General features: G+C 67.2%; 13 protein-coding genes. 8 read left to right on the forward strand and 5 right to left on the reverse strand.

Annotated elements, in window-relative coordinates; all coding sequences use genetic code 11:
- Window positions 1-28: 28 nt before the first annotated feature.
- Entirely contained in the window at window positions 29-2,719 is a 2,691-nt protein-coding gene (locus tag AC07NF_RS15020) for an AMP-binding protein (RefSeq protein ID WP_494629390.1), read from the reverse strand.
- Between the two features lie 196 nt (window positions 2,720-2,915).
- On the opposite strand from AC07NF_RS15020, the gene AC07NF_RS15025 reads away from it, so the two are divergent.
- From AC07NF_RS15025 to ggt, 5 genes are all read left to right on the forward strand, one after another.
- A complete protein-coding gene (locus tag AC07NF_RS15025; RefSeq protein WP_492813002.1) occupies window positions 2,916-4,568 on the forward strand; it encodes an MFS transporter in 1,653 nt (550 codons plus the stop codon).
- 86 nt (window positions 4,569-4,654) lie between these two features.
- The gene (locus AC07NF_RS15030) at window positions 4,655-5,248 is read left to right on the forward strand and encodes an RNA polymerase sigma factor (protein WP_492813000.1); all 594 of its coding nucleotides are present in this window, start codon (window positions 4,655-4,657) and stop codon (window positions 5,246-5,248) included.
- Window positions 5,212-6,207, forward strand: a complete 996-nt coding sequence (locus tag AC07NF_RS15035) for a FecR family protein (protein WP_494629387.1) — start codon at window positions 5,212-5,214, stop codon at window positions 6,205-6,207. Before AC07NF_RS15030 ends, AC07NF_RS15035 begins: the two co-directional genes overlap by 37 nt.
- Window positions 6,208-6,311: 104 nt before the next feature.
- Window positions 6,312-9,572, forward strand: a complete 3,261-nt coding sequence (locus AC07NF_RS15040; RefSeq protein WP_494629385.1) for a TonB-dependent receptor domain-containing protein — start codon at window positions 6,312-6,314, stop codon at window positions 9,570-9,572.
- Between the two features lie 59 nt (window positions 9,573-9,631).
- Complete coding sequence (ggt, locus tag AC07NF_RS15045; RefSeq protein ID WP_494629383.1) at window positions 9,632-11,368, forward strand: gamma-glutamyltransferase; 1,737 nt, start codon at window positions 9,632-9,634, stop codon at window positions 11,366-11,368.
- 81 nt (window positions 11,369-11,449) lie between these two features.
- On the opposite strand, the gene AC07NF_RS15050 is transcribed toward ggt, so the two are convergent.
- The 3 genes from AC07NF_RS15050 to AC07NF_RS15060 form a co-directional block, all read right to left on the reverse strand.
- Window positions 11,450-14,233, reverse strand: a complete 2,784-nt coding sequence (locus tag AC07NF_RS15050; RefSeq protein WP_494629381.1) for a M14 family metallopeptidase — start codon at window positions 14,231-14,233, stop codon at window positions 11,450-11,452.
- 185 nt (window positions 14,234-14,418) lie between these two features.
- Entirely contained in the window at window positions 14,419-17,202 is a 2,784-nt protein-coding gene (locus AC07NF_RS15055) for a TonB-dependent receptor (RefSeq protein WP_494629379.1), read from the reverse strand.
- A 439-nt stretch (window positions 17,203-17,641) separates the two neighbouring features.
- A complete protein-coding gene (locus AC07NF_RS15060) occupies window positions 17,642-18,799 on the reverse strand; it encodes a glycoside hydrolase family 88/105 protein (protein WP_494629377.1) in 1,158 nt (385 codons plus the stop codon).
- Between the two features lie 190 nt (window positions 18,800-18,989).
- On the opposite strand from AC07NF_RS15060, the gene AC07NF_RS15065 reads away from it, so the two are divergent.
- Together AC07NF_RS15065 and AC07NF_RS15070 are read left to right on the forward strand one after the other, a co-directional pair.
- Complete coding sequence (locus tag AC07NF_RS15065; RefSeq protein WP_494629375.1) at window positions 18,990-20,258, forward strand: alginate lyase family protein; 1,269 nt, start codon at window positions 18,990-18,992, stop codon at window positions 20,256-20,258.
- 69 nt (window positions 20,259-20,327) lie between these two features.
- Complete coding sequence (locus AC07NF_RS15070) at window positions 20,328-20,996, forward strand: dihydrofolate reductase family protein (RefSeq protein WP_494629373.1); 669 nt, start codon at window positions 20,328-20,330, stop codon at window positions 20,994-20,996.
- On the opposite strand, the gene AC07NF_RS15075 is transcribed toward AC07NF_RS15070, so the two are convergent.
- A complete protein-coding gene (locus tag AC07NF_RS15075; protein ID WP_494629372.1) occupies window positions 20,993-21,754 on the reverse strand; it encodes a FadR/GntR family transcriptional regulator in 762 nt (253 codons plus the stop codon). The two genes, AC07NF_RS15070 and AC07NF_RS15075, sit on opposite strands and share 4 nt — an antisense overlap.
- A 171-nt stretch (window positions 21,755-21,925) precedes the next feature.
- Here AC07NF_RS15075 and manD point away from each other — a divergent pair, with 171 nt between their 5' ends.
- A complete protein-coding gene (gene manD, locus AC07NF_RS15080) occupies window positions 21,926-23,137 on the forward strand; it encodes a D-mannonate dehydratase ManD (protein WP_494629369.1) in 1,212 nt (403 codons plus the stop codon).
- Window positions 23,138-23,209 lie beyond the last annotated feature (72 nt).

Consider the following 23,209-nt stretch of genomic DNA (forward strand, 5'->3'; position numbering starts at 1 on the left):
GAGTCCTTCCGAAAGCTCGGCGCGGACCCTAACCGATGGCCGGCGCCCGCGTGAAGAGCCGGCGCGGATGCAGGAGGCCCGGCAGGCTGGGCAGCAGCTTCATGCCGAAGTTCCAGCAGTTCCACGCCACGACGCCGGCGATGATCGCGCCGGCCCAGGCGAAGACCAGCGAGGCGTCGGTCACGCGGGTCCACACGCCCATCACCTTGAAGTGCAGCAGGTAGATGAATAGCGACGCCCCAGCGATCATGTAGACCGGCTTGGACAGCAGGCGTGGCCACGGGATCTTGGGCACGAAGAGCACCAGCGCCGCGATCGGGGCCAGAACGGCCGCGTCGCCGATCGTGTAGAACGGCGAGCTGGCGATGGCGTAGGCCGCCGCGGCGATCGTGAAGGCGATGCGGCCCTTGCCCTTCAGCAGACCGGCGAGCGCCGCCAGGGCGAAGGTCGCCATGTGGGTGGTCGGGGCGTGCTTGAACACCGACATCATGTCCAGCGGCGCGCGGCCGAAGTCGGGCACGAAGAAGAACGGCAGGATGAAGCGGCCCAGCAGGCCCACGGTCAGGACGGTCACGGCCGTCGCCAGGGCGGGCTTGGTCACCTTCAGCACCCGGTCCAGCAGCCAGAACACCGCGCCGTACAGCAGGATGACGTGGAAGGTGCAGTGGATGTACCACATCACCGGATCGTGGCCGCCATAGGCGTTGGGGCCGTCGGCGGGCAGGCCGCGATAGTCGAGGAAGTCGGTGTAGAGCAGCAGGCTCGACAGCCGCACTGGGTCGTGGGTCACAAGCTTCAGCGCCGTATTGGCCAGCTCGTAAGCGAACAGCGGCAGCAACAGGCCCTTCAGCAGCCGGCCCATCGGCTTGAGCGAGCGCTGGTGGTCCATCTCGTTCAGCTGCAGCGTGCCGAAGATGTAGCCCGACACGAACAGCAGGGCGCTGGTGGCGCTGCCGCCGGTGAAGATCAGCTGGAAGTGGCTGGCGACTACGCCGCAGATGGCGACGGCGCGCAGCAGGATGGCGCTCTCGATCCAGCCGAACAGTCCGGCCTTGGCCGCTTCGCCGCCGCTGGTGGCGGCCAGCTGCGCCAGGGTCATGGTGGTCCAGCTCTCGGGGACCTGGCCCAGGGCCTCTTCCAGCGACAGATAGGCGGTGACGTAGGACAGGCTGTCGCCGCCCAGGCTGGCGAAGCTGTCGTCGACCCCGACCTCCCGCGCGAATAGGTCGCTCCAGTCGGTGACCAGCGTCTTCTCCAGCGGGCTGGTCGCGGCGCGGGTCGGCGCGGCGGCGGGACGGGCCTGAGCCTGGGCGATCAGCGCCTGGCGATCGACCTTGCCGTTGGGCAGCAGCGGCAGGGCGGGCAGGACGAGGATGGTGTCCGGGACCATGTAGTCGGGCAGGCCCGCGACCAGGCGCGTGCGCAGGGCCTCGGGATTCAGGGACAGCTCGCCGTTCAGCGGCTGCACGAACAAAGCCAGGCGCGCGGTGTCGACGCCGATGTTCAGGGTCACGGCCTGGGAGACGTAAGGCGCGCGAAGGGTGGCGGCGGTGACCTCGGCCATCTCGACGCGATAGCCGCGGATCTTGACCTGGTCGTCTCGGCGGCCCCGGATCATCACGGCGCCGTCGGCGCGACGTTCGCCCAGGTCGCCGGTGTCGTAGGTCTGCGGGCTGGGCGGAGCAGGCGGCGGCAGGCGGCCTTCGGTCACCGGGCCCAGGGTCAGGAACGACGAGCGGATGACGATGGCGCCGTCCTCTTGCGTCTCGACCTCGAAGCCGTCGGTGCTGCGCCCGATCGGCAGGCGCTCTTCATCGTCGGCGTGGCGCGGCACACGGTAGAAGGCGGCGGCCTGGGGCGTCTCGGTCGCGCCGTAGAAGTTGACGCTCTCGACCTCGGGCGCGATGGCGCTGACGGCGTCGACCAGGCTGCGGCGCAGCACGTCGCCGCCCCAGAAGACGTAGCGCAGGTCAGGCAGGGCGGGGGCCTTGCCGGCGGTCAGCAGCTGGCCCAGCGGCGGGGTCATGTGGGCGGCGGTCGGGCGGACCTTCGCGAACCACGTCGCCAAACCGCCAGGGGCGGTGAGTGTCGCCTGATCCGGAATGTGCAGCGACGCGCCCAGGCTCAGCGGCGTGAACACGTCACGCAGCACGGGGTCGTGCGACAGCCCCGACAGCAGGGTGAAGCGGTCCGGGGCGCCCAGGTCGAAGGTGCGCGCCTGCCAGCCGACGAAATTGACCAGCGGCCGGTGCGAGACCGCCACGCACTTGGGCTCGCCGGTGCTGCCGGAGGTGAACAGCAGATAGGCGGGGGCGTCAGGATCGACCGTCGGCAGGACGGCGTCCGTGGCCTCGGCGGTCAGCGACACCGGCAGGCGAGGCAGGTCCGAAAGATCCTCCGGCGCGGGGCCGGCTTCCAGCAGCAGGCCGGGGCGGCAGATGTCGAGCATCTTGCGCAGGCGGGGCAGGGGATAGGCCAGGTCCAGCACCACGAACGGCGCGCCGGCGCGGGCGCAGGCCAGCATGGCCACGACCAGGCGCGGACCGCGTGTTGCCAGAATTCCGGTCAGCACGCCCGGCGTCAGCTGCGCCGCCAAGGCGCGCGACAGGCTCTCCAGCGCGCCATAGGTGACCTCGCCCTTCGCATGGGACAGGGCGACGAAATCCGGCGTGGCGCGGGCCTGGGCTTCGAACCGGCTGTGGATCAGGGACGCGGGCATCGGGCGGCGTTATGTTGCGGAAGGTTGCCGGATGTTGCCGATGCGACCTTAAGAACCCGTTCCGCCCGCAAAACCAGCGTTCTTCAAAACGTGGTAGCGCTACCGGAAATCCTCGGTCTATGAATCCCGTTCTGTGAGTTAGGCTTTAAGCGACCGGCGGGAAAAGCACGGCGCATCGAGGGAAGGGACAAGCGTAATGGGGGCTGACAGCCAAGCCGCGCCCGCTAAAGGGCGCGACGCGCTGGTGATCGGGGCGTCGTCCCTGGGCACAGTGTTCGAGTGGTACGACTTCTATCTCTACGGCTCGCTGGCCGCGATCATCACCAATCACTTCTTCTCGGGCGTCAACGAGACGACCGGCTTCATCCTGGCCCTGCTGGCCTTCGCCGCCGGCTTCGCGATCCGGCCGCTGGGCGCGGTGATCTTCGGACGCCTGGGCGACATCTGGGGCCGCAAGAACACCTTCCTGATCACTATGCTGCTGATGGGCGTCTCGACCTTCGTGGTCGGCCTGCTGCCGTCCTACGCCCAGATCGGCGTGGCCGCGCCGATCGCCCTGGTGGTCATGCGCCTGGTCCAGGGCCTGGCCCTGGGCGGCGAGTACGGCGGCGCCGCCACCTACGTCGCCGAGCACGCCCCGCCCGGCAAGCGCGGCTTCTACACCAGCTGGATCCAGACCACGGCGACCGTGGGCCTCTTCCTGTCGCTGGCCGTGATCCTGGTCACCCGCACCCAGCTGGGCGAGGAGCAGTTCAAGGCTTGGGGCTGGCGCATCCCATTCCTGGTCTCGATGCTGCTGCTGGGCGTGTCCCTCTGGATCCGCCTGAAGCTGCACGAGAGCCCGACCTTCCAGAAGATGATCGCCGAGGGGAAGGGCACCAAGAAGCCGCTCGCCGAAGCCTTCGGCAACTGGAAGAACCTGAAGATCGTCCTGCTGTCGCTGGTCGGCCTGACCATGGGCCAGGCGGTGGTCTGGTACACCGGCCAGTTCTACGCGCTGTTCTTCCTGGAAAAGACCCTGAAGCTGGACGGGGCCCACGCCAACACGCTGGTGGCGATCGCCCTGCTGATCGGCACGCCGTTCTTCGTCATCTTCGGCTGGCTGTCGGACAAGATCGGCCGCAAGCCGATCATCATCCTGGGCTGCCTGCTGGCCGCGGCGACCTATTTCCCGATCTTCAAGGGCATCACGACCTACGCCAACCCGGCCCTGGCCCATGCCGAGGCTTCGTCCCCGGTGGTGGTGTCGGCCGATCCGGCCACCTGCGCCTTCCAGTTCGACCTGATCGGCAAGGCCAAGTTCAACACGCCCTGCGACGTGGCCAAGGCCTATCTGGCCAAGGCCGGCGTCAGCTACAGCGTCCATGCCGGTTCGGCCGGCTCGCCGACCTCGGTGCAGGTGGGCGCTGTAAACCTGGAAGGCTTCGACGCCAAAGGGGCGACCGGCAAGGCCTTCGCCGACGCCCGCAAGGCCTGGGAAGCCGATCTGGGCGACCAGCTGAAGGCCGCCGGCTATCCGGCCAAGGCCGATCCGGCCAAGGTCGACAAGCCCAAGGTCATCGGCCTGCTGGCCCTGCTCGTGATCTATGTGACCATGGTCTACGGCCCGATCGCGGCCATGCTGGTCGAGCTGTTCCCGACCCGGATCCGCTACACGGCCATGTCGCTGCCCTACCATATCGGCAACGGCTGGTTCGGCGGCTTCCTGCCGACCACGGCCTTCGCGATCGTGGCGGCGACCGGAAACATCTACTCCGGCCTCTGGTATCCGGTGATCATTGCCGGGGTGACCGCTATCATCGGTGGGCTGTTCCTCAAGGACACCCGCAACAACGTGATCGACGATTAGGCAGTCGTGGAAACAACCCGGCGGCCGCGTCGCCGCCGGGTTGCCATCCGCCGTTCTATGGGCTTGGCTGCTCCCCAAGGGGAGCGTTGATGACGCAAGACGACGAACACAGGCGCGCCTGGTTCCGGCGGGAGATCCTGCCTTTGGAGCCGGACCTGCTGGCCTATGCGCGGCAGTTCTGTCGTGACGGGCAGACCGATCCCGAGGACCTGGTCCACGAGACCTTCGCCCGCGCCATCGCCTGCAAAACCTGGCGGGAGATCGGAAATCCCGCCGGCTTCGCTACCCGCATCCTGCGCAACTGCGCCCTGGACGCCCTGCGCCGCCGCAAGGTGCTGACCATCACCGCCGTCGCCGACTTCGACCGGATCGAACCGATCGACGAGACGCCCGGCGCCCACATGATGCTCGAATCACGTGAAGAGCTGCGCGCCCTGGCCGACGCGATCGCCGAACTTCCGACGCAATGCCGCCGCGTCTTCACGTTGAGAAAAGTTTATAGTCTCTCGCCGGACGAGATAGCGGTTCGGTTGGGGCTGTCCGTCTCTACTGTAGAGAAGCACTTGGTGAAGGGCCTTCGGTACTGTTCCGAGAAGCTGGGACGTCGTATCGGGCGCAAGAATAAGGTCGACGAAGGACGCTCATGGAGCGCGAGACGGGATCACGACGCGAAACGGTGAGACAGGCGGCCGCCCTCTGGGTGGTCCGGCTTGACGATCCTTCGTGCTCGGCCGCCGACCGCGCCGCCTTCGAGGCCTGGCGCGCCGAAAGCCACGAGAACGAAGCCGCCTTTGAACGCGAGGCCGCCGCCTGGGCGCGCCTGGACCGCCTGCGCGCCATGCGTCCGGGCATGGAACGGCCTGACCGTGACCTGTTGGCGCCCGAGCGCCGCCTGACCCTGCCGCGCTTCAGCCGCTCGCCGTGGGCGCGGGGCATGGCCGCCGTCGCCGTGGCCGCCGTGGTCGGCGCGGGCGTCATGACCTTCGGCTCCGGCACCGCCTACGCCACCGCCATCGGCGAGCGCCGCGTGGTTGTGCTCAGTGACAACAGCCGCATCGAGCTCAATACCGATAGCAAGGTCGTGGTCCGCTACCGCAAGGGCGTGCGCGAGGTGAAGCTGGTGCGCGGCGAGGCCGTGTTCGAGGCCGCCAAGGACGCGCGGCCCTTCGTGATCAAGGCCGCCGACGCGGTGATGCAGGCCGACGCCGGGGCCGAGATGGCCGTGCGCCTGCGCTCGGACGGCGCGGCCGTGACCGTCAAGCGCGGCGCCGTCGCGCTGGATCCCGAGCCCGCCGAGCGCAAGGACGAGGTGCGCCTGACGGCCGGCGTCGCGGCGATCTACAGCTCGGCGGGCCACCGCTCGCGCGTGGTGTCCGACAGCGAGATCGACCGGGCCCTGGCCTGGCGGCAAGGCGCAATCGCCCTGAACGGCCAGTCGCTGGAGCAGGCGGTGGCCGAGTTCAACCGCTACAATCGCCAGCAGATCAGCATCGCCGACCCGTCGATCTCGGGCCTGCGCCTGGCCGGCTATTTCCAGACGACCGAGCCCAAGAGCTTCGTCACCGCCGTGACCAGCACGTTTCCGGTGCGCGCCTCCGAAGACAGCGACGGCGGCATCCGCTTATCCCGCCGGGGCTGAAAAAGTTCGCGTTCTGATGGCGGAAGTTTGAGCCATCATCGTCGGTGATGGTGAAGGCGCCTTCCCATGGGGATGGATGGCGCCCCGAGGGGTTACCAATAAAGATGTCGATCGACACCCGCCGCCGCGCTGTCCGCGGATTCCTGATGGCGTCCGCCGCCGTCCTGGTCCTGGCAGGTCCGACGCTGGCCCAGGAGGCCCGTCACAGCTTCAACATCCCGGCTGGCGATGCGGTGACCGCGCTGCAGGCCTTCGCCAGGCAGTCGGGCAAGCAGGTGCTGTTCCCGTTCGAGGCCGCCAGCGGCAAGCGCACCCCGGCGGTGAGCGGCGACGTGGCCGACGCCGACGCCCTGGCCAAGCTGGCCAAGGCCGCCGGCCTGGTCGTCGCCTCGGACGACGGCAAGACCATCACGCTGCGCCAGGCCCCGGTTGAATCCTCCCCCCAGTTCCAGAGCGCGGGGGCCGGCGCGACGAATGAAGAGCCCCAGATCGTCGAAGCCGTCATCGTGGTCGGCTCGCAGATCGAAGGCGCCCGCACCACCGAAGCCCTGCCGGTAACGGTGGTGGGTGAGAACGACATCATCGCCACGGGCGCGGTGTCGGGCGACGAGCTGTTCCGCGCCATCCCGCAGGCCGGCGACGTGCAGTTCCAGGAAGCCCGCACGACCGGCAACCTGAACGACGCGCGCGGCGACGTGGCTTCGCTGAACCTGCGCAGCCTGGGCACCGGCAACACCCTGGCCCTGCTGAACGGGCGCCGCGCCGTGCTGGCGCCAGGCAGCCAGACCGAGAACCTGGTGCCGGTCCAGACCGTCAACACCAACGCGTTCCCGGTCGCGGGCGTGAAGCGGATCGAAGTCCTGCGCGACGGCGCCGCGGCCATCTACGGCACCGACGCGGTGGCGGGCGTGGTCAACACCGTGCTCGACACCAAGTTCCGGGGCCTGAAGATCGAGACCCAGATCGGCGGCTCGGAAGGCACGGGCTACCGCGAAGGCTCGTTCAACGTGAAGGCCGGCACGCGCCTGAAGGACGGCACCCGCCTGACCTTCTTTGGCAACTACACCGGTCGCAGCCGCCTGATGGCGACCGAGCGCGACTATGCCGCCAGCGAGGATCACCGCGCCCAGATCGCCAACACCCCGTGGGTGGACAACACCACCTTCGACAGCCGCTCGACCTCCAGCCCCTGGGGTTCGTTCACGCTGATCCCGTCGACCACGACGGTGCGCCAGGGGACGACCGCCCTGACGACCTCGGGCGTGTTCCACATCGAGCCGGTCAGCAACACCGCCGCCGGCTGCTCCAGCACCGTTCTGACCGGCAGCCTCTGCATCAAGTCGGGCACCATCACCGGCACGACCGACCGGGTGCTGCGCTACGACGAGAACCCCGACCGCACCCTGCGCGGCGGCGTCGAGCGGACCAACTTCTTCTCGACCGTCGAGCACGACTTCGGCGACGTCACCGCCTATGGCGAGGCGGGCTACTATCACGCCCTGTTCACCGGCAGCCGCGAGCAGTCGGCGCCGCTGACGACCGCCCCGATCACCATCGCGGCCAACGCCTACTGGAACCCCTTCGGACCGGTCGGCAGCGTGAACCGCCTGGCCAACCTGACCGGCGTGCCGACCGGCGGCGTGGCGATGAACATCACCACCTATCGTGTGGTCGACACCGGCCCGCGCACCTACACGGTGACCGACGACAGCTACCGCCTGCTGGGCGGGCTGAAGGGCGCGTGGAACGGCTGGAAGTGGGATTCGGCGCTGCTGTATTCCAAGGCCCGCACCAAGGACATGACGCACAATGCGATCAGCAACACCCTGTTCCAGCAAGCGCTGAACCGCACCGACGCCACGGCCTACAACCCGTTCAACGGCGGCAGCCTGGACAACTATTCGATCGGCGACGCCACGCCGAACGACCGCGCCACGATCAATTCGTTCCTGGTCAACGTCTATCGGATCAGCGAGACCTCGCTGGCCCTGGCCGACTTCAAGGTCTCCAAGAAGGACCTGTTCCGCCTGCCCGGCGGCGATGTCGGCATGGCCGCGGGCGTCGAGTGGCGCCGCGAGACCTATGACGACGATCGCGACGATCGCCTGGACGGCAAGATCAAGTACACCAACAGCGTCACCGGCGTGACCTACGGCACCGACGTGCTGGGCGCCTCGGGCTCGCCGGACGTGCATGGCAAGCGCTCGGTCAAGTCGGCCTTCTTCGAGCTGGCCGTGCCGATCATCTCGCCCGAAATGAACATCCCGCTGGTCGAGGAAGTCAGCCTGCAGATCGCCGCGCGCGGCGAGGACTATTCCGACTTCGGCAGTGTCTACAAACCCAAGGGCGCGATCTACTGGAAGGTCGGCCAAGGCCTGGCCCTGCGCGGCTCGGTCTCGCAGAGCTTCCGCGCGCCGAACCTGCCGCAGTTCTACAGCGACGGCGCGACCGTCTCGAACAGCCGCATCGACTACGGCGCGTGCCGGATCAACGGCACGACCTGCACCAGCGTCAGCACCATCGAGTCGCGCAGCGGCAACAAGGACCTGCAGCCGGAACAGGCCGACAACGCCACGGTCGGCTTCGTCTATCAACCCACCTTCATCCCCCGCTCGTTCGGCAAGCTGACCCTGACGACCGACTTTTGGTCGATCCGCGAGAAGGGCGTCATCGGCGTGGTCGGCGGCTATAACGCCATCGCGCTGGACTACTATCTGCGCCTGCACGGCTCGTCGAACCCGAACGTGGTGCGTGACGCGCCGGTTGGCGGGGTCGCCGTCGGTAACATCGCCTACGTCAACGACACCTATCAGAACCTGCAGCCGCGCATGGTGCAGGGCGTCGACTTCAGCCTGGACTACGACCTGGACGACACCCCCTGGGGCGACTTCGGCTTCTCGGTCAACGTCGCCAAGCTGCTGAAGTACGATCAGGCGCCCAGCCCGGTGGAGTCGCTGCTCCAGGCCGCTGTCGCCGCCGGCGAGCTGCCGGGCCTGACAATCTCGTCGGCTGGCAACCAGATCAAGATGGACGGCTTCCCCGAGTTCCGCGGCACCGCCAACCTGACGTGGCGCTACAACGGCTGGGGCGCGGGCGCCTTCGTGCAGTATGTGGGCGAGGTCTATGACACCGGCCCGGCCCAGGTGAACGGCCAGTACTTCCCGGTGAAGGACTGGACCACGCTCAGCCTGTACGGCCAGTACGCCTTCAAGGACGGGATCTTCGACGGCTCGACCATCCGCATCGGCGCGCGCAACGTGTTCGACAAGGACCCGCCGATCGCCTCGTCGAACTTCGGCTACCTGGGCGCGCTGCACAACGCCACGGGCCGCTACTGGTACATGAACCTGAGCAAGAAGTTCTAGGACATCCCCCAGCGGGGCGGCTCTCCGGAGTCGCCCCGCTTTCGCGTGCGAGGCTCGCCTTGAAACCCTTCCGCCTGCTGACGACGGCCGCCTCGGTGCTGGCCCTGCTGCTCACGCCGATCGCCGCGACCCCGGCCTTCGCCCAGAAGAAGCAGTTGCTGGAATATCCCAGCATCCACTCGCCGGTGGTGGGCGAGAAGGGCATGGTCGTCAGCCAGAACGCCATCGCCACCAAGGTCGGCGTCGAGATCCTGCGCCAGGGCGGCAACGCCGTGGACGCGGCGGTCGCCACCGCCTTCGCCCTTGCCGTGACCTTGCCGCGCGCCGGTAATATCGGCGGCGACGGCTTCATGATGGTCCACATCGCCAAGACCAACGAGACGATCTTCATCGACTATCGCGGCGTCGCCCCCAAGGCCGCCCAGCTCGAGACCTTCGTCGACGACAAGGGCAAGGAGATCGACGAGGTGGCCTCCAAGGGCTACCGCGCCTCGACGGTGCCGGGCACCGTCGCGGGTCTCTACATGGCCCACCAGAAGTACGGCAAGCTGCCCTGGAAGGCGCTGGTCGAGCCGGCCTTCAAGCTGGCCAACGACGGCGTGGTGCTGTCGCCCGACGAGGCCTTCGTGTTCAGTTGGGGCAAGCAGCGGCTGTCCGAGAGCGAGGCGGGCAAGGCGGCCTTCTACAAGCCCGGCGGCCAGCTCTATCGCGCCGGCGAGACCTTGAAGCAGCCGGACCTGGCTTGGTCCCTGCGCCAGATCGGCGACAAGGGCGCCGACGCTTTCTACAAAGGCGAGATTGCCCAGCGCTTCGCCGCCGACATGAAGGCCCATGGCGGCCTGATCACCGCCGAGGACCTGGCCGCCTATAAGCCCGCCGTCCGCCAGCCCCTGACCGGCACCTATCGCGGGCTGACGGTGATGACCTCGCCGCCCGCCAGCGCCGGCGGGGCCACGCTGCTCGAGATGCTGAACATCCTGGAGACCTTCGACCTGAAGGCCTCCGGTCCCAACTCGGCCAAGACCCTGCACCTGGAAGCCGAGGCCATGAAGCTGGCCTATGCCGACCGCTCCAAGTTCTTGGGCGACACCGACTTCGTGAAGGTGCCGCTGCAGGGCTTCACGTCGAAAGCCTACGGGATCGAGCGCGCCAAGCTGATCAATCCCGACAAGGCCACGCCCGCCAAGGACCTGGGCGCCGGCGATCCGTGGGCGTTCGAGAGCCACAACACCACCCACTTCTCGGTGGCCGACGCCGAGGGCAATGCGGTGTCCAACACCTTCACCCTGGGGGCGGACTTCGGCTCGGGCGTGATGGTGGCCGGCGCGGGCTTCGTGCTGAACAACCAGATGAACAACTATTCGCACACGGCGGCCTACTGGGCGAAGAAGACCGGCAAGGCGCCGCCGCCCAACGCCTTGGCGCCGGGCAAGCGCGTGCTGTCGACCATGATGCCGACCATGATCTTCAAGGACGGCAAGCCGTGGCTGGTCACCGGCACGCCGGGCGGCAGCACGATCATCGACACGGTGCTGCAGGTCATCGTCAACACGGTGGACTTCAAGCTGAACGTCGCCGAGGCCACGCACCAGCCGCGCATCTTCCAGGACGCCACCGACGTCCTGCGCGTCGAGCCGAACTTCAATCCCGACACGGTGGCCCTGCTGAAGGGCATGGGCCACCCCATAACCTCGGACGAGACCATGGGCTCCGCCCAGTCGATCATGATCGACAATGGCCTCTATCTGGGCGGCGCGGATCCGCGTCGACCCGGCGCCGAGGCGATCGCGCCCTAGAGGTCGATCCTCCCACCGGAGAGATCTCGACGGACACGATCCATCGGCGCCGAGGCTGCCCCCTCGGCGCCGATTTTCGTTCTACTTCTGGCTCACCGCCGGCCCGTACAGCAGTCCGTTGAACAGGAACTTGAACGTCCCGTACGACTGGGCCCGCTGGGTGATCTCCGGCCCAAAGGCGAAGACCTTGCCCTTGCCGATGTCGATGTCGAGCATGGCGGTCGAGCCCTTCAGCTTGTCCTGGCCGACGGCCCAGCCGCTGCGCAGAGGCTTGTCGGTGTCGAACCAGGCCACGCGCGAGACGCCCTTCACGTCGGGCTTCACGGTGAAGGCCGGGCTGCGGTCGAAGAAGACGTCGACGTCGCTGCCGGCGCCGTAGGCCAGGGGCTGTTTCGGGTCGACCTTGGCGCGCAGCACCGAGCCGGGGATATAGAGCTCGCGGTTGGTCAGGGCCTTGAGCTTGCCGTCCTCCAGCTTGGCGGTGGCGACGTCGACCGGGGCGCCCAGGGCGGTGGCCAGACGGGTGGAGGCGCCGATGGCGACCACCGTGCCGCCGCCCTTCACGAAGTCGGCGATCTGGGGAAGGGTCTTCTCATCGCTCACGCGGCCCAGCCAGGCGCGGTACTGCTCCGGGATCTCGTCCGGCTTGGGCTGGGTCGAGGGACGGCCGGCCTTGAACGGGCCGTCGGCCGGGGCGGGGACCACGCCGTCCGGGAACACCAGCACGTCGTAGTCCTTGGCGATGTCGCCGGCGTCCAGGCGCTGCGGATAGACCACCTGGAAGGGCGCCTCGAACTTCTCGAACATCCAGCGGTTCCAGCCCGAGGGCATCGAGCCGCCATAGACGTCCACCAGACCGATGCGGACCGGCTTGAGGGCAATGGTCGCGCCAGAGGGCTTGGCGCCGACGGCATAGGCGTCGATGCCCAGATCCTTCACGCCGGCCGCGATCACCGCCTTGGCGGCGGGCGAGGCGGGCACCCAGATGGCGCCGGGACCAAAGGCGGTCTTGCCGGCCTTGGCGCCGTCCTTGACCCAGAACACCGGCGCGCCGGCCTTCAAGAGGCGGTTGGTCAGGGTGAAGCTGCCGTTGGTCTCGTGGCTGACCAGCCAGCCCGCGCCGCCGGAGCCCTTCACCGAACCCGGCGCGACCGTGATCAGGTCAGGCACGCGGGTCGTCGGGGCCTCGAAGCCGTCCAGGATGCGGTCGAACTTGATGCCCATCTGGTAGGCCAGGGTGTAGCCGGTGACGTCGTACGGCGCCTTGGGCGGGCCGCCCGGATAGTCCAGGTCGTGCGGGTGGTCCTGCGGCTCGAACATGTCCAGCACGTGGGGGCGATAGGCCTGGGCCGTGCGCACGACGTAGGAGCTGGCGGGATAGGTCTTGCCGGCGATCACGAAGGCCTTGGACGCCTTGTCGACGTCGACGCCGGTCTTGATCAGGGCGTTGAGGAAGGCGACCACGGTCGGCATGTCCGCCTGGTCGGCGGGAATGACATAGGCGCGGGCGTCGCGGCTCTCGGGCGTCTGGATCACCGACTTGTACAGCGTCGGATCGACCGCCTGGCCGAACGGGCCGGGCTTGCCCTTGCCGGCGGCCGTCAGCTCGTCGACCTTGGTCGGGGTCATCGTCCAGCTGTCCTTGCCGCCACGCTGGATGCTGTTGTCGCCCATCTTCCAGATGTTGAAGAGCAGGCGCTCCTTGTTGCGCGAGGCGTAGTCGATCACCGCGCGGTTCATGGTCCACTGGTAGTCCAGCGAGTCCTGCAGCTTCCATTCACGCGGGGCGATGGGGGCTGGGCGGTCGTTGCTGGGCAACTGTAGCTCGGGCACCAGATTGACCGTCGTCGGGGTCGGGCCGCCGATGATCTCGGTCAGCAGGCCGATCGCGTTGTGGAAGTAGGCGACGGACCGCTCCATGCCGTTGTGCCAGGTGGAGTAGGGGGCGGCGCTGCGCGCGCCCGAGCCCTGCTTGTCCTCGGCCACGAGGCGGCTGTGCATGGCCATGCCGACTTCCTGCAGCTCGGTCATGACCAGCGGGTCGTAGTTGAAGTTGAACGGGTCGCGGAACGGCGGGACGAACACCACCATGCCGTTGGGGCCGGTCTGGTGCTGGTTGTAGACGATCTGCGGATACCACTCGCGGAACAGCTGCTTGTTGACGTTGGTCGTCTCGGCCATGGCCGACATGAAGCTGTCGCGGTTGTTATCGTGGCCGATGTACTTGTGGTACAGGCGCGGCAGCGAGTTGAACTCGCGCTTCTTCGGATCCTGGTTGCGCATGTACCAGTCCGCGATCATCTCCAGACCGTCCGGATTATCCTGCGCGAACAGGATGATGCAGTCGTCCAGCATCCGCATCGTTTCGGGATCGGTCTGGGTCAGCATCCGGTACAGGACCTGGATCTGGCCCTGGGTGGTGATGGTCTCGTTGGCGTGCAAACCGGCGTCGATCCAGACCACGGCCTTGCCCTGGGCGGCCAGCTTCGTGGCCTCGTCCTTGGAGACGCCCTCGGCCTTGGCCAGCTTGCGGGCGATGGCCTTGTAGTCGTCCAGCTTGGCCAGGTTGGCCGGCGAGGAGACGATGGCCATCCACTGGGTCCGGCCTTCCTCGGTCTTGCCGATGTCGACCAGCTTCATGCGGTCCGACTGGCCCGCCAGGGTCTTCAGATAGGCCTCATAGGCGGTGTAGTCGGCCAGGAAGTAGTCGCTGCCCACGGGCTGCGCGAAGGCCTTCTCGGGCGGGGTGATGTCGGCGGCGAGAACGCCACTGATCCCACTGAAAGCCAGCACCACGCCCAAGGCCGCACCGGCCATCGCTCCGCTACGCGTCATTTCCAACCCCGTAAGCCTCGGCGGACGCATCGACGCGTCAGCTCCTCCCTAGACTGACGTAAGCTGAGAGCGTTTCCGCACCTGCGGCAACGGCCGGATCAGCCCATTTTTTAACGACCAAAGAAAAAGGGGCCGCCCTTTCAGGCGACCCCCTTCCATCTCATCGGACCATACTCACGCGGTCCGTACGCGAGATAGCTCTCGCGCGGCGGCGCCTAGTACTTCAGGCGGACGCCAACGCGGAAGTAGCGACCCACGGCGCCCGACTGCGAGTAGGTCGGGTTCCAGTTCACCGCGGCGTAGTTGGCCGGGTTGAACATCGGGCCGACGTCGAACAGGTTCAGCACGTCGGCATAGACCGTGGTGTGGTCGTTGACGTCGTAGCCGCCGGTCAGATCGACGCTGATGAAGTCCTTCGTATGGCACTTGAAGTCAGCCGTGCCGTAGAGGCAGCTCTGGTCGCCGACATAGCTTTCGTCGATCGAGCGCAGGCCGCTGACATAGTTCAGGGTGCCGGTGGTGGTGAACGGACCGCGCGTGAAGGTGTTGCTCCACGAAGCGCGGTACTTCGGCGTGCCGGCGCCCGACGACAGCACGTACGGCGCCTGCTTGCCGACGTAGTTATACGTCGTGCCGCCTTGCGTGTACTTGAAGTCGAACAGGACGGTGGCGTCCAGGTTGCTGGTCCACTTGATGTCGGCCGGCAGGTACATCGTGTTCTGGACGTTCAGGTCCATGCCGCTGGTCCGCAGGGAGTCAGCGTTGATGTACGGCGAGGCCACCGACAGGATGCGGGGCAGGGCGTTCGGCGCGTCCGGATCCGGCAGGTCGGCGATGACCGTGTAGCCGGCCGGGATGGCTTCGCCGGCGTAGTAGGCGGCGATGGCGTCACCCGACGAGGCTTGCGCGATCACGTCGTTCTTCTTGATGTGATAGTAGTCCAGCGAGATGCTGAACGAGCGCGTGGGGGCCCACACGGCGCCGAAGGTGTAGCTGGTCGACTTCTCCGGCTTCAGGTCCGGGTTGGCCACGGTGATGTTCGAGAGCGAGTAGGTCTTGGTGTACTCGCTGCCGCCGTGGGCCGCGACGAAGTCGGGGTAGTTCGCGAACGAGAAGTTCGTGAAGCCCTGGCTGGCCGAGTCACCCGATTCCGAGAACGACGGGGCGCGGAAGCCCTTCGAGACGGTGGCGCGCAGGGCGACCGTCCGGATGGGCGTGTACTTCACGCCGATCTTCGGGGACAGGTTGCCGCCGAAGTCCGAATAGTGGTCGTAGCGACCCGAGACGTTGACTTCGAGGTTGTCCAGAACCGGCAGGCCCAGTTCGGCGAAAGCCGAGGCGACGGTGCGGTTGCCGATGGTGCGGGCGTTGCCCAGGCCTTGGGCGTCGTTGACCGGGTTCAGGGCCGGGTCGTTGACGGCTTCGTAGCGGAACTCGCCGCCGATACCCAGCTGGGCGGGGCCGCCCGGCAGGTTGAAGACGTCGCGCGAGGCCTGGAAGTTGACCGAGTCCAGGTCGCTGGTCGAGGTCTTGGCCAGGGCCGGAGCCAGGGCGTCACGGACGGCTTGGCTGTTCTTCGACGGGTCGACGAAGTTGTAGGTGCCGTTCTTCACCGCATCGATCAGCGCGTTGTAGCTGATGAAGCCGTTGTTGACGCTTTCCAGCCAGCCGTGGGCGATCACGACGTTGGCGCGGTAGTTCCAGTCGGCCGCCGAGCCTTCCACGCCGCCCGTCAGGCGCAGCATGCGGTTGGTGTAGTTGGCCGTGTTGGCGATGTCGCTGAAGCGGTAGCGGATCAGCGCGTCATAGCCTTGCGCCGCGAACGGGTTGTTCGGGTTCAGCTGGCCGTTCGACAGCAGAGCCGGCAGGACGATGTTCGACAGGTTGTGCGGGGTCGACGACGAGATCGTGCGCGGGGCGCCGGTGGTCGAGGTCTTGGACTGCACGAAGCTGGCGGCCAGATAGGCCTGGAAGTTGTCGTTCGGCTTCACGGTAAAGCGACCGTACGTGCCGATGCGCTCCTGCTTGGGCTGGACGTCGCCGAACAGGCCGGTGTTCTGGGCGCAGTACGTGCCGCCGGCCGAGGTGGTCAGCGGGGAGTCGCTGGCGCAGGTGCGCAGCGGCTGCCACAGTTCGCCGTCAACCGCGAGGCCGGTCGAGATGTCGCCCGGGGTGCCCATCGTGGCGCGCTTGATCTGGCCGTAGAAGGTGCTGCCGCCGGCGCCCGGGTTGTCGTTCGTGCCGCCCGGGATGCCCAACAGGTCGAACGTGTTGTACGGATAGCCGCGCTGGTCGATGCGGATGCGCTTGTCCAGCTGGTACTCGACGTCGAAATAGACGTTGAACTTGTCGGTGTTCAGGTCGCCGTAGCCGACGTCGCCGTTGAAGCGATACTGGTCGCCGCCACCGTGCTGGGACGTGCCGACCGACAGGTCAGCGCCCATGCCCTGGTAGTTCGACTTCATGATGATGTTGACCACGCCGCCGATGGCGTCGGCGCCGTACAGCGAAGAGGCGCCGTCCTTCAGGGTCTCGATGCGCTCGACCGCATTGAACGGGATCGAGTTCAGGTCGACGAAGCTGCGTTGGCCGTCGTCGGCCAGCGGGTACGACGCGTTGCGCAGGCCGTCGACCAGGACCAGGGTCGAATTGACCGTCAGGCCGCGCAGGGCGACGCCGGTCGAGCCGGCGGCGAAGCCGTTGCCGAAGGCGGCCGGGACCGAGCCCGAGTTGTCGGCCGACAGGCTGCGGATGGCGTCGGCCACCGTGGTGATGCCTTGGGCCTTCAGCGACTCTTGGGTCTGGACGGTGACCGGCGACGGGGTCGCGGTGTCGGTGCGGCGCAGCAGCGAGCCGGTGACGACGACGGCTTCAACCGAGTTGTCGTCCTGGGCCGGCGCCGCGGCGGTCTGAGCGTTCGCGGCGAAACCGGCCAGGGTGGCCACGCCGACGATCATCGAGGTGGCGAGCAACCGACCCCGGGTAAGCTGATACTTCATTGTCGATCCTTCCGGGCCGCCCTCGCCAGCGCGAACGCCGACGTCCTTACAGCCCGATGCAAGATGATGTTTCCCGCCACGATCCGGCGGTTGGCGGGCGGCTTAGGACTCGCAGGCAGAAGCGGTCAATCGCACGCATAGAAGTGTAATGGTTTTGTCTTGAAGCTGTCTCTTTAAGGCAACGTCACAAATCAAATGAGGCGCGAATAAGTCATTCGCATCTCATCTCTGAAACAAGGTTGAAATCTATAACGCCGGTCATGGAACATAACTGAAATTACGCTGTTCGAAGAACGGTGAAGCTTTAAATGTTGTGTTCGTTAAGATTCTAATAGTTGGTTCTATTGAATAACAACGTTCATATCGGCAAGCGCCAGCGTACCCGAAATCGCATATGCGCCGGGGTTTGCGGGCTTCGAAACGACGGGATTGCGCGAGGCTAGAAGCGGCCGCGCGAGACTTCCGAGGCGGCCAGCAGGAAGGCGCCGGATCCGTACAACTGGGTGTCGCCGGCCTCGACATGGTCGGGCGCGTAGCCGACCTGCTGTACCCAGCCCAGCTTGCCGTCCGGCTGCACCGCGCGGGCCAGGGCCGACCAGCCGAGGCGCGCCGAGCGGGCGTACTTCGGATCCTTCAAAAGGCCCTGGTTCACGCCCCAGGCCAGGCCGTAGACGAAGAAGGCCGTGCCGCTGCTCTCGGGCGGGCTGTGCTCTGGCGCCAGCAGCGACACTGACCAGTAGCCGTCGGGCTTCTGCAGGGCCGTGATCCGCGCCGACATCTTGCGGAACAGCGCGACGTAGCGCGGGCGCTCTGGGTGGTTGGCGGGCAGGGTTTTCAGGATGTTGACGACGCCCGCATAGACCCAGCCGTTGCCCCGGCTCCAGAAGATCTTGCGGCCCTGGTCGTCGCGGCGGTCGAAGAAGCGGCTGTCGCGGAAATAGAGGCTCTCGTCCTTGTCCAGCAGGTAGTCGGTGGCGGCCCAGAACTCCTTGGCGCCATAGGCGGCGTAGCGCGGGTCCTTGGTCGCCGCCGACAGGGCCGTCCAGGTCGGCGGGGCCATGAACAGGGCGTCGCTCCAGCACCAGCGGGCCTGGCAGGGTTGCTGCTCGGTGCCGTCGATGAACTTGAGGTCCGCGGTCGGCGGATCGGCCAAGATGGCGTCGAAGCGGGCCTTTACCGGGGCGATTTCGGCGGGGTTGTGGTCGCGGGCGTAGGTCCAGAGCCAGGCCTGGGCGATGACGTGGTCGTCGGCATGCAGCGGGCGCTTGCCCAGGCCCCAGCCTTCCTCGTCGCCATGGTTCCAGATCGCGCCCGCATAGGTCAGGTCGCCGGTCCGCTCGGCGAAGGCGGTCAGGCCCACATAGAAGGCCCCCTGGATCCAGCCGCGCGGCTTTTGCGTGTTCTCGCGGTGCGTCTTCACATAGTCGAACTGGCCATCCATGTGCCACAGCTGCCAGTCGGCGACGGCGCGGCCCAGGGTCAGGGCGGAAGAGGGCAGGTCGACCACCTGCGTTGGCGCGGCAGGCGCGGGGGCAGCGATCGCTGGGGATGCGCTGAAAGCCAGGCAAGCCAAGGCGGCGGCGACCAGTGCGCGCATCGTTCTCTCCCCTCGAAGGTCGTTCTCCACGCCTCTGACGGGCGCTGTCGATCATCGGAGGTTGTCTTACCGATCAGGCCAAAGCCAGACAATTTTGCTGCAACAGGGCTTACCAATTTGGTCAGGCCAATCCTTGCGCTGGAGGCCGGCCACGCTAAGGTGCGCGCCTTCAGTTCCCTGGGAGGGGCCCATGATTTCCGCTTCGATCCGCGCCTTGGCGCTTGCCGCCGGCCTGGCCACTGCGCTGACCGCTGCCCCGGTGCTGGCGCAAGGACCGGTGTGCAAGGCCGACGACGGTTATGCGGGCGCCTTCGAGGGCCGCCGCACCTTCCGCTGGAAGCCGCAGTGGCTGCAGGCGGCCAAGGCCAACCTCTCCGATCCGTCTCTGGCCCCGGCCTACAAGGCCCTGATCGCCCGCGCCGACAAAGCGCTGGCCGGCCCCTACTACGCCGTCACCGAAAAGACCCGCACCCCGCCCAGCGGCGACAAGCACGACTACATCTCGATGGGCCCGTACTGGTGGCCCGACGCCAGCAAGCCGAACGGCGAGCCCTATATCCGCAAGGACGGCGAGGTGAACCCCGAGCGCAATACCGAGGCCTTCGACGCCGTGCGCATGGACAATATGGCCAGCGCCGTAGAAGCCCTGTCGCTGGCCTACTACTTCACCGGCGAGACCAAGTACGCGACCAAGGCGTCCGAGCTGCTGTACGTCTGGTTCCTGGATCCCGACACGCGGATGCGCCCGCACATGACCTATGCGCAGGGCGTGCCCGGCCGCACCCTGGGCCGCGCCGAGGGCGTGCTGGACACCTTCCGCCTGCTGCGCGTGGTTGAGTCGATCGGCCTGCTGGCCCCCTCGGGCGCGATCAAGCCGGCCGAGCAGAAGGCGCTCGAGCACTGGTTCGAGGTCTACACCATGTGGATGCAGGCCGCCGCGACCGGCAAGGAAGAGCGGGCGGCCAAGAACAATCACGGCATCTGGTACGACTACCAGCTGGCCACCTTCGCCCTGTTCGCGCGCAAGCCGGACCTGGCGAAAGAGGTGCTGGCCAGTGTCGGCAAGGGCCGCATCGACCCGCAGATCGACGCCGACGGCAAGCTGCCCGAGGAGCTCGCACGCACCAGAGGGCTGCACTACAGCTACTTCGCCCTGGAGCCGCTGGTCGGCATGGCCGAGCTGGGACCCTGCGTCGGCGTCGACCTGTGGGGCTACAAGGGGCCGAAGGGGCAGGGTATCCGCGCCGCCTACGACTACCTGGCCCAGTTCGTCGGCAACGAGAAAGCCTTCCCCTACAAGGACCTCAAGCCCGAGGACGCGACCAAGGAGGCGCTGCCGCTGTATGACGTGGCGGCCTGGGCCTATGGCGACGCGGGCTTTGCGGCCAAGGCCGACCAGATCGCCCAGCAGACGCCCGGCGCGGCGAGCCGCCTGACCATCGCGCCGTATCGGAAATAAAATGCAGGGCGGCTGTCGGGATGTCCGTCGGCCGCCCGTTCCTTGGGGCGTCACTCAGGGAGAAGAGACATGAGAAAGCTGATCGTCGCCGCCTTCGTCAGCCTGGACGGCGTCATGCAGGCTCCGGGCGGGCCGACCGAGGATCCGACCGGCGGTTTCACGCTTGGCGGCTGGACCGCCCCGCTGTTCGACGACGAGACCGGCCAGGCGATCGGCGGGATGTTCGACAAGCCCTTCGACCTGGTGCTGGGGCGCAAGACCTACGAGATCTTCGCCGCCCACTGGCCGTTCGCCGGAGCCGACGATCCGATCGGCCAGGTGTTCGGCAAGGCGACCAAGTTCGTCGCCACTCGCGATCCCGGCTTCAAGCTGACCTGGCAGAACAGCCGCTGGCTGGGCGCCGATCCGGTCGCCGAGCTCAAGCGCGTGAAGGCCGAGGATGGCCCGGATCTGCTGACCCAAGGCTCGGCCGATTTCCTGCAGACCCTGTTCGCCGCCGACCTGGTCGACGAGCTGCACACCCTGACCTTCCCGGTCGTGCTGGGCCAGGGCAAGCGCCTGTTCCAGGCCGGCGCGGCGCCGCGGACCTTCCGCCTGACGCAGAGCCAGACCTCGCCGTCGGGCGTGGTGGTCAGCCGCTACGAGCGCTCGGGCGCGGTCGAGACCGGCTCGTTCGCGCTGGCCGAGCCGAGCGCGCTGGAGATCGAGCGCCAGAAGAAGCTGGCGGCGGAGGGCTAGATCGCCGAGCGGCGGGCCAGCTCGGTCCGCCGCGCGGCCACCTCGTTGCGCGCCCGTTCCAGGGCGTCGATCTCGGTGGCGGTCAGCAGGTTGTCGATCACCCGGCCCAGGTGCTCGCGCATGGCGTTGCGGGCGGCGGTGGGGTCGCGTTCGCGCAGGGCCATCAGGATCTCCTGGTGGTCGTCGATGCGGGGGCGCACGCCAACCTGGCGGGCGCGTTCCAGCATGGCGCGGCACAGGGGCGACTTGTAGCGCAGGTCCCACAGGTTCTCGACGACGGTGACCAGGGCGCTGTTGCGGCTGGCGCTGGCGATAGTCACGTGGAAGCGGCGGTCGGCGCGGTCGCCCTTCACGTTGTTGTCGTTCTCCACGACCATGTCGTCGAGGATCTCGGCCAGTTCGGTCAGCTCTTCTTCAGTGATGGTGGCGGCGGCCAGGGCGGCGACTTCGCCCTCGATCAGGCGGCGGGCTTCGGTCAGCTCGAAGGCGCCGATGTCGAGGTCGGGCTCGGGGCTCTCGGGACGCGGGGCCTCGGTGACATAAACGCCCGAACCGTGGCGGGCCTCGACCAGGCCGCGGATTTCCAGGGCGATCATCGCTTCACGGACGGTCGGGCGGCTGACCTTGTAGTCTTCGGCCAGATCGCGTTCCGACGGCAGGCGCTGGCCAGGGCGGTGCACGCCATCCCGAATCGCCTCGGCGATCGAGTTGGCCACCTGTTGGTAGAGCTTGCGGGTTTCGGCCGTCGTCGTGGTCATCGTCTACTATCCATCCGACGCTGCGTCGGGCGCCCAGCAACCTATTGCAAGGGCCGCGAGCGCGCTACAGCGCACACATTCGGCCTAAGTGGCAAGACCACTAGCATCTTGCCAGATATGTCTATAGAAGTGGTCAGGCCACTTTACGGTTCCGCTTAGCGCATTAGGTCCATGTTGAAGATCATCGACGCCAAGGTCATCGTCACCTGCCCCGGCCGCAATTTCGTGACGCTGAAGATCACGACCGAGGACGGGACCACCGGCGTCGGCGACGCCACCTTGAACGGCCGCGAGCTGGCGGTGGTCAGTTATCTCAAAGATCACATGATTCCGTGCCTGATCGGTCGCGACGCGCATCAGATCGAGGACACCTGGCAGTTCTTCTACCGTGGTTCGTACTGGCGTGGCGGCCCGGTGGGCATGAGCGCCCTGGCCGCCGTCGACATGGCGCTGTGGGACATCAAGGCCAAGGTCGCGGGCCTGCCGCTGTACCAGCTGCTGGGCGGCGCCAGCCGCGTGGGCGTCACCGTCTATGGCCACGCCAACGGCGAGACCATCGAGGACACCATCGCCGAGGCGGTGAAGTACAAGGCCATGGGCTACAAGGCCATCCGCCTGCAGACCGGCGTGCCTGGTCTGGCCAGCACCTACGGCGTCTCGGGCGACAAGATGTTCTACGAGCCGGCCGACGGGAACCTGCCGACCGAGAACGTCTGGTCGACCTCGGCCTACCTGCAGCATGCGCCCAAGCTGTTCGCCAAGGCGCGCGAGGTGCTGGGCTGGGACGTGCACCTGCTGCACGACGTCCACCATCGCCTGACCCCGATCGAGGCCGCGCGCCTGGGCAAGGACCTGGAGCCCTATCGCCTGTTCTGGCTGGAGGACTCGGTCCCGGCCGAGAACCAGGCCGGCTTCCGCCTGATCCGCCAGCACACCACCACGCCGCTGGCCGTGGGCGAGATCTTCTCGAACGTCTGGGACTGCAAGACCCTGATCGAGGAGCAGCTGATCGACTATCTGCGGGCCACGGTCCTGCATGCCGGCGGCATCACCAACCTGAAGAAGATCGCCGCCTTCGCCGACCTGCACCACGTCAAGACCGGCTGCCACGGGGCCACCGACCTGTCGCCAGTGACCATGGCCGCGGCGCTGCATCTGGGCCTGGCGATCCCGAACTTCGGCCTGCAAGAATATATGCGCCACACGCCGGAGACGGACGCGGTCTTCCCGCACGCCTACAGCTTCAACGACGGCATGCTGCATCCGGGCGACAAGCCGGGCCTGGGCGTCGACATCGACGAGGAACTGGCCGGCAAGTACGAGTACAAGCGCGCCTACCTGCCGGTGAACCGTCTCCAAGATGGGACCATGTTCAACTGGTAAGCCTTAAATTGGCTTGACAACTATCCGTCGGCGGCAAGATTGGTCATGCCAATTTGCCGCCGACGAGCGACC

Source organism: Caulobacter sp. GW821-FHT10A06, from assembly GCF_059415805.1.

What these genes read in the sequence shown, in the direction of transcription:
- AC07NF_RS15020 (WP_494629390.1), bottom strand. Translation starts at nt 2,719, where the DNA reads ATGCCCGCGTCCCTGATCCACAGCCGGTTCGAAGCCCAGGCCCGCGCC.
- AC07NF_RS15025 (WP_492813002.1), top strand. Translation starts at nt 2,916, where the DNA reads ATGGGGGCTGACAGCCAAGCCGCGCCCGCTAAAGGGCGCGACGCGCTG.
- AC07NF_RS15035 (WP_494629387.1), top strand. Translation starts at nt 5,212, where the DNA reads ATGGAGCGCGAGACGGGATCACGACGCGAAACGGTGAGACAGGCGGCC.
- AC07NF_RS15040 (WP_494629385.1), top strand. Translation starts at nt 6,312, where the DNA reads ATGTCGATCGACACCCGCCGCCGCGCTGTCCGCGGATTCCTGATGGCG.
- AC07NF_RS15050 (WP_494629381.1), bottom strand. Translation starts at nt 14,233, where the DNA reads ATGCGTCCGCCGAGGCTTACGGGGTTGGAAATGACGCGTAGCGGAGCG.
- AC07NF_RS15055 (WP_494629379.1), bottom strand. Translation starts at nt 17,202, where the DNA reads ATGAAGTATCAGCTTACCCGGGGTCGGTTGCTCGCCACCTCGATGATC.
- AC07NF_RS15060 (WP_494629377.1), bottom strand. Translation starts at nt 18,799, where the DNA reads ATGCGCGCACTGGTCGCCGCCGCCTTGGCTTGCCTGGCTTTCAGCGCA.
- AC07NF_RS15065 (WP_494629375.1), top strand. Translation starts at nt 18,990, where the DNA reads ATGATTTCCGCTTCGATCCGCGCCTTGGCGCTTGCCGCCGGCCTGGCC.
- AC07NF_RS15070 (WP_494629373.1), top strand. Translation starts at nt 20,328, where the DNA reads ATGAGAAAGCTGATCGTCGCCGCCTTCGTCAGCCTGGACGGCGTCATG.
- AC07NF_RS15075 (WP_494629372.1), bottom strand. Translation starts at nt 21,754, where the DNA reads ATGACCACGACGACGGCCGAAACCCGCAAGCTCTACCAACAGGTGGCC.
- manD (WP_494629369.1), top strand. Translation starts at nt 21,926, where the DNA reads ATGTTGAAGATCATCGACGCCAAGGTCATCGTCACCTGCCCCGGCCGC.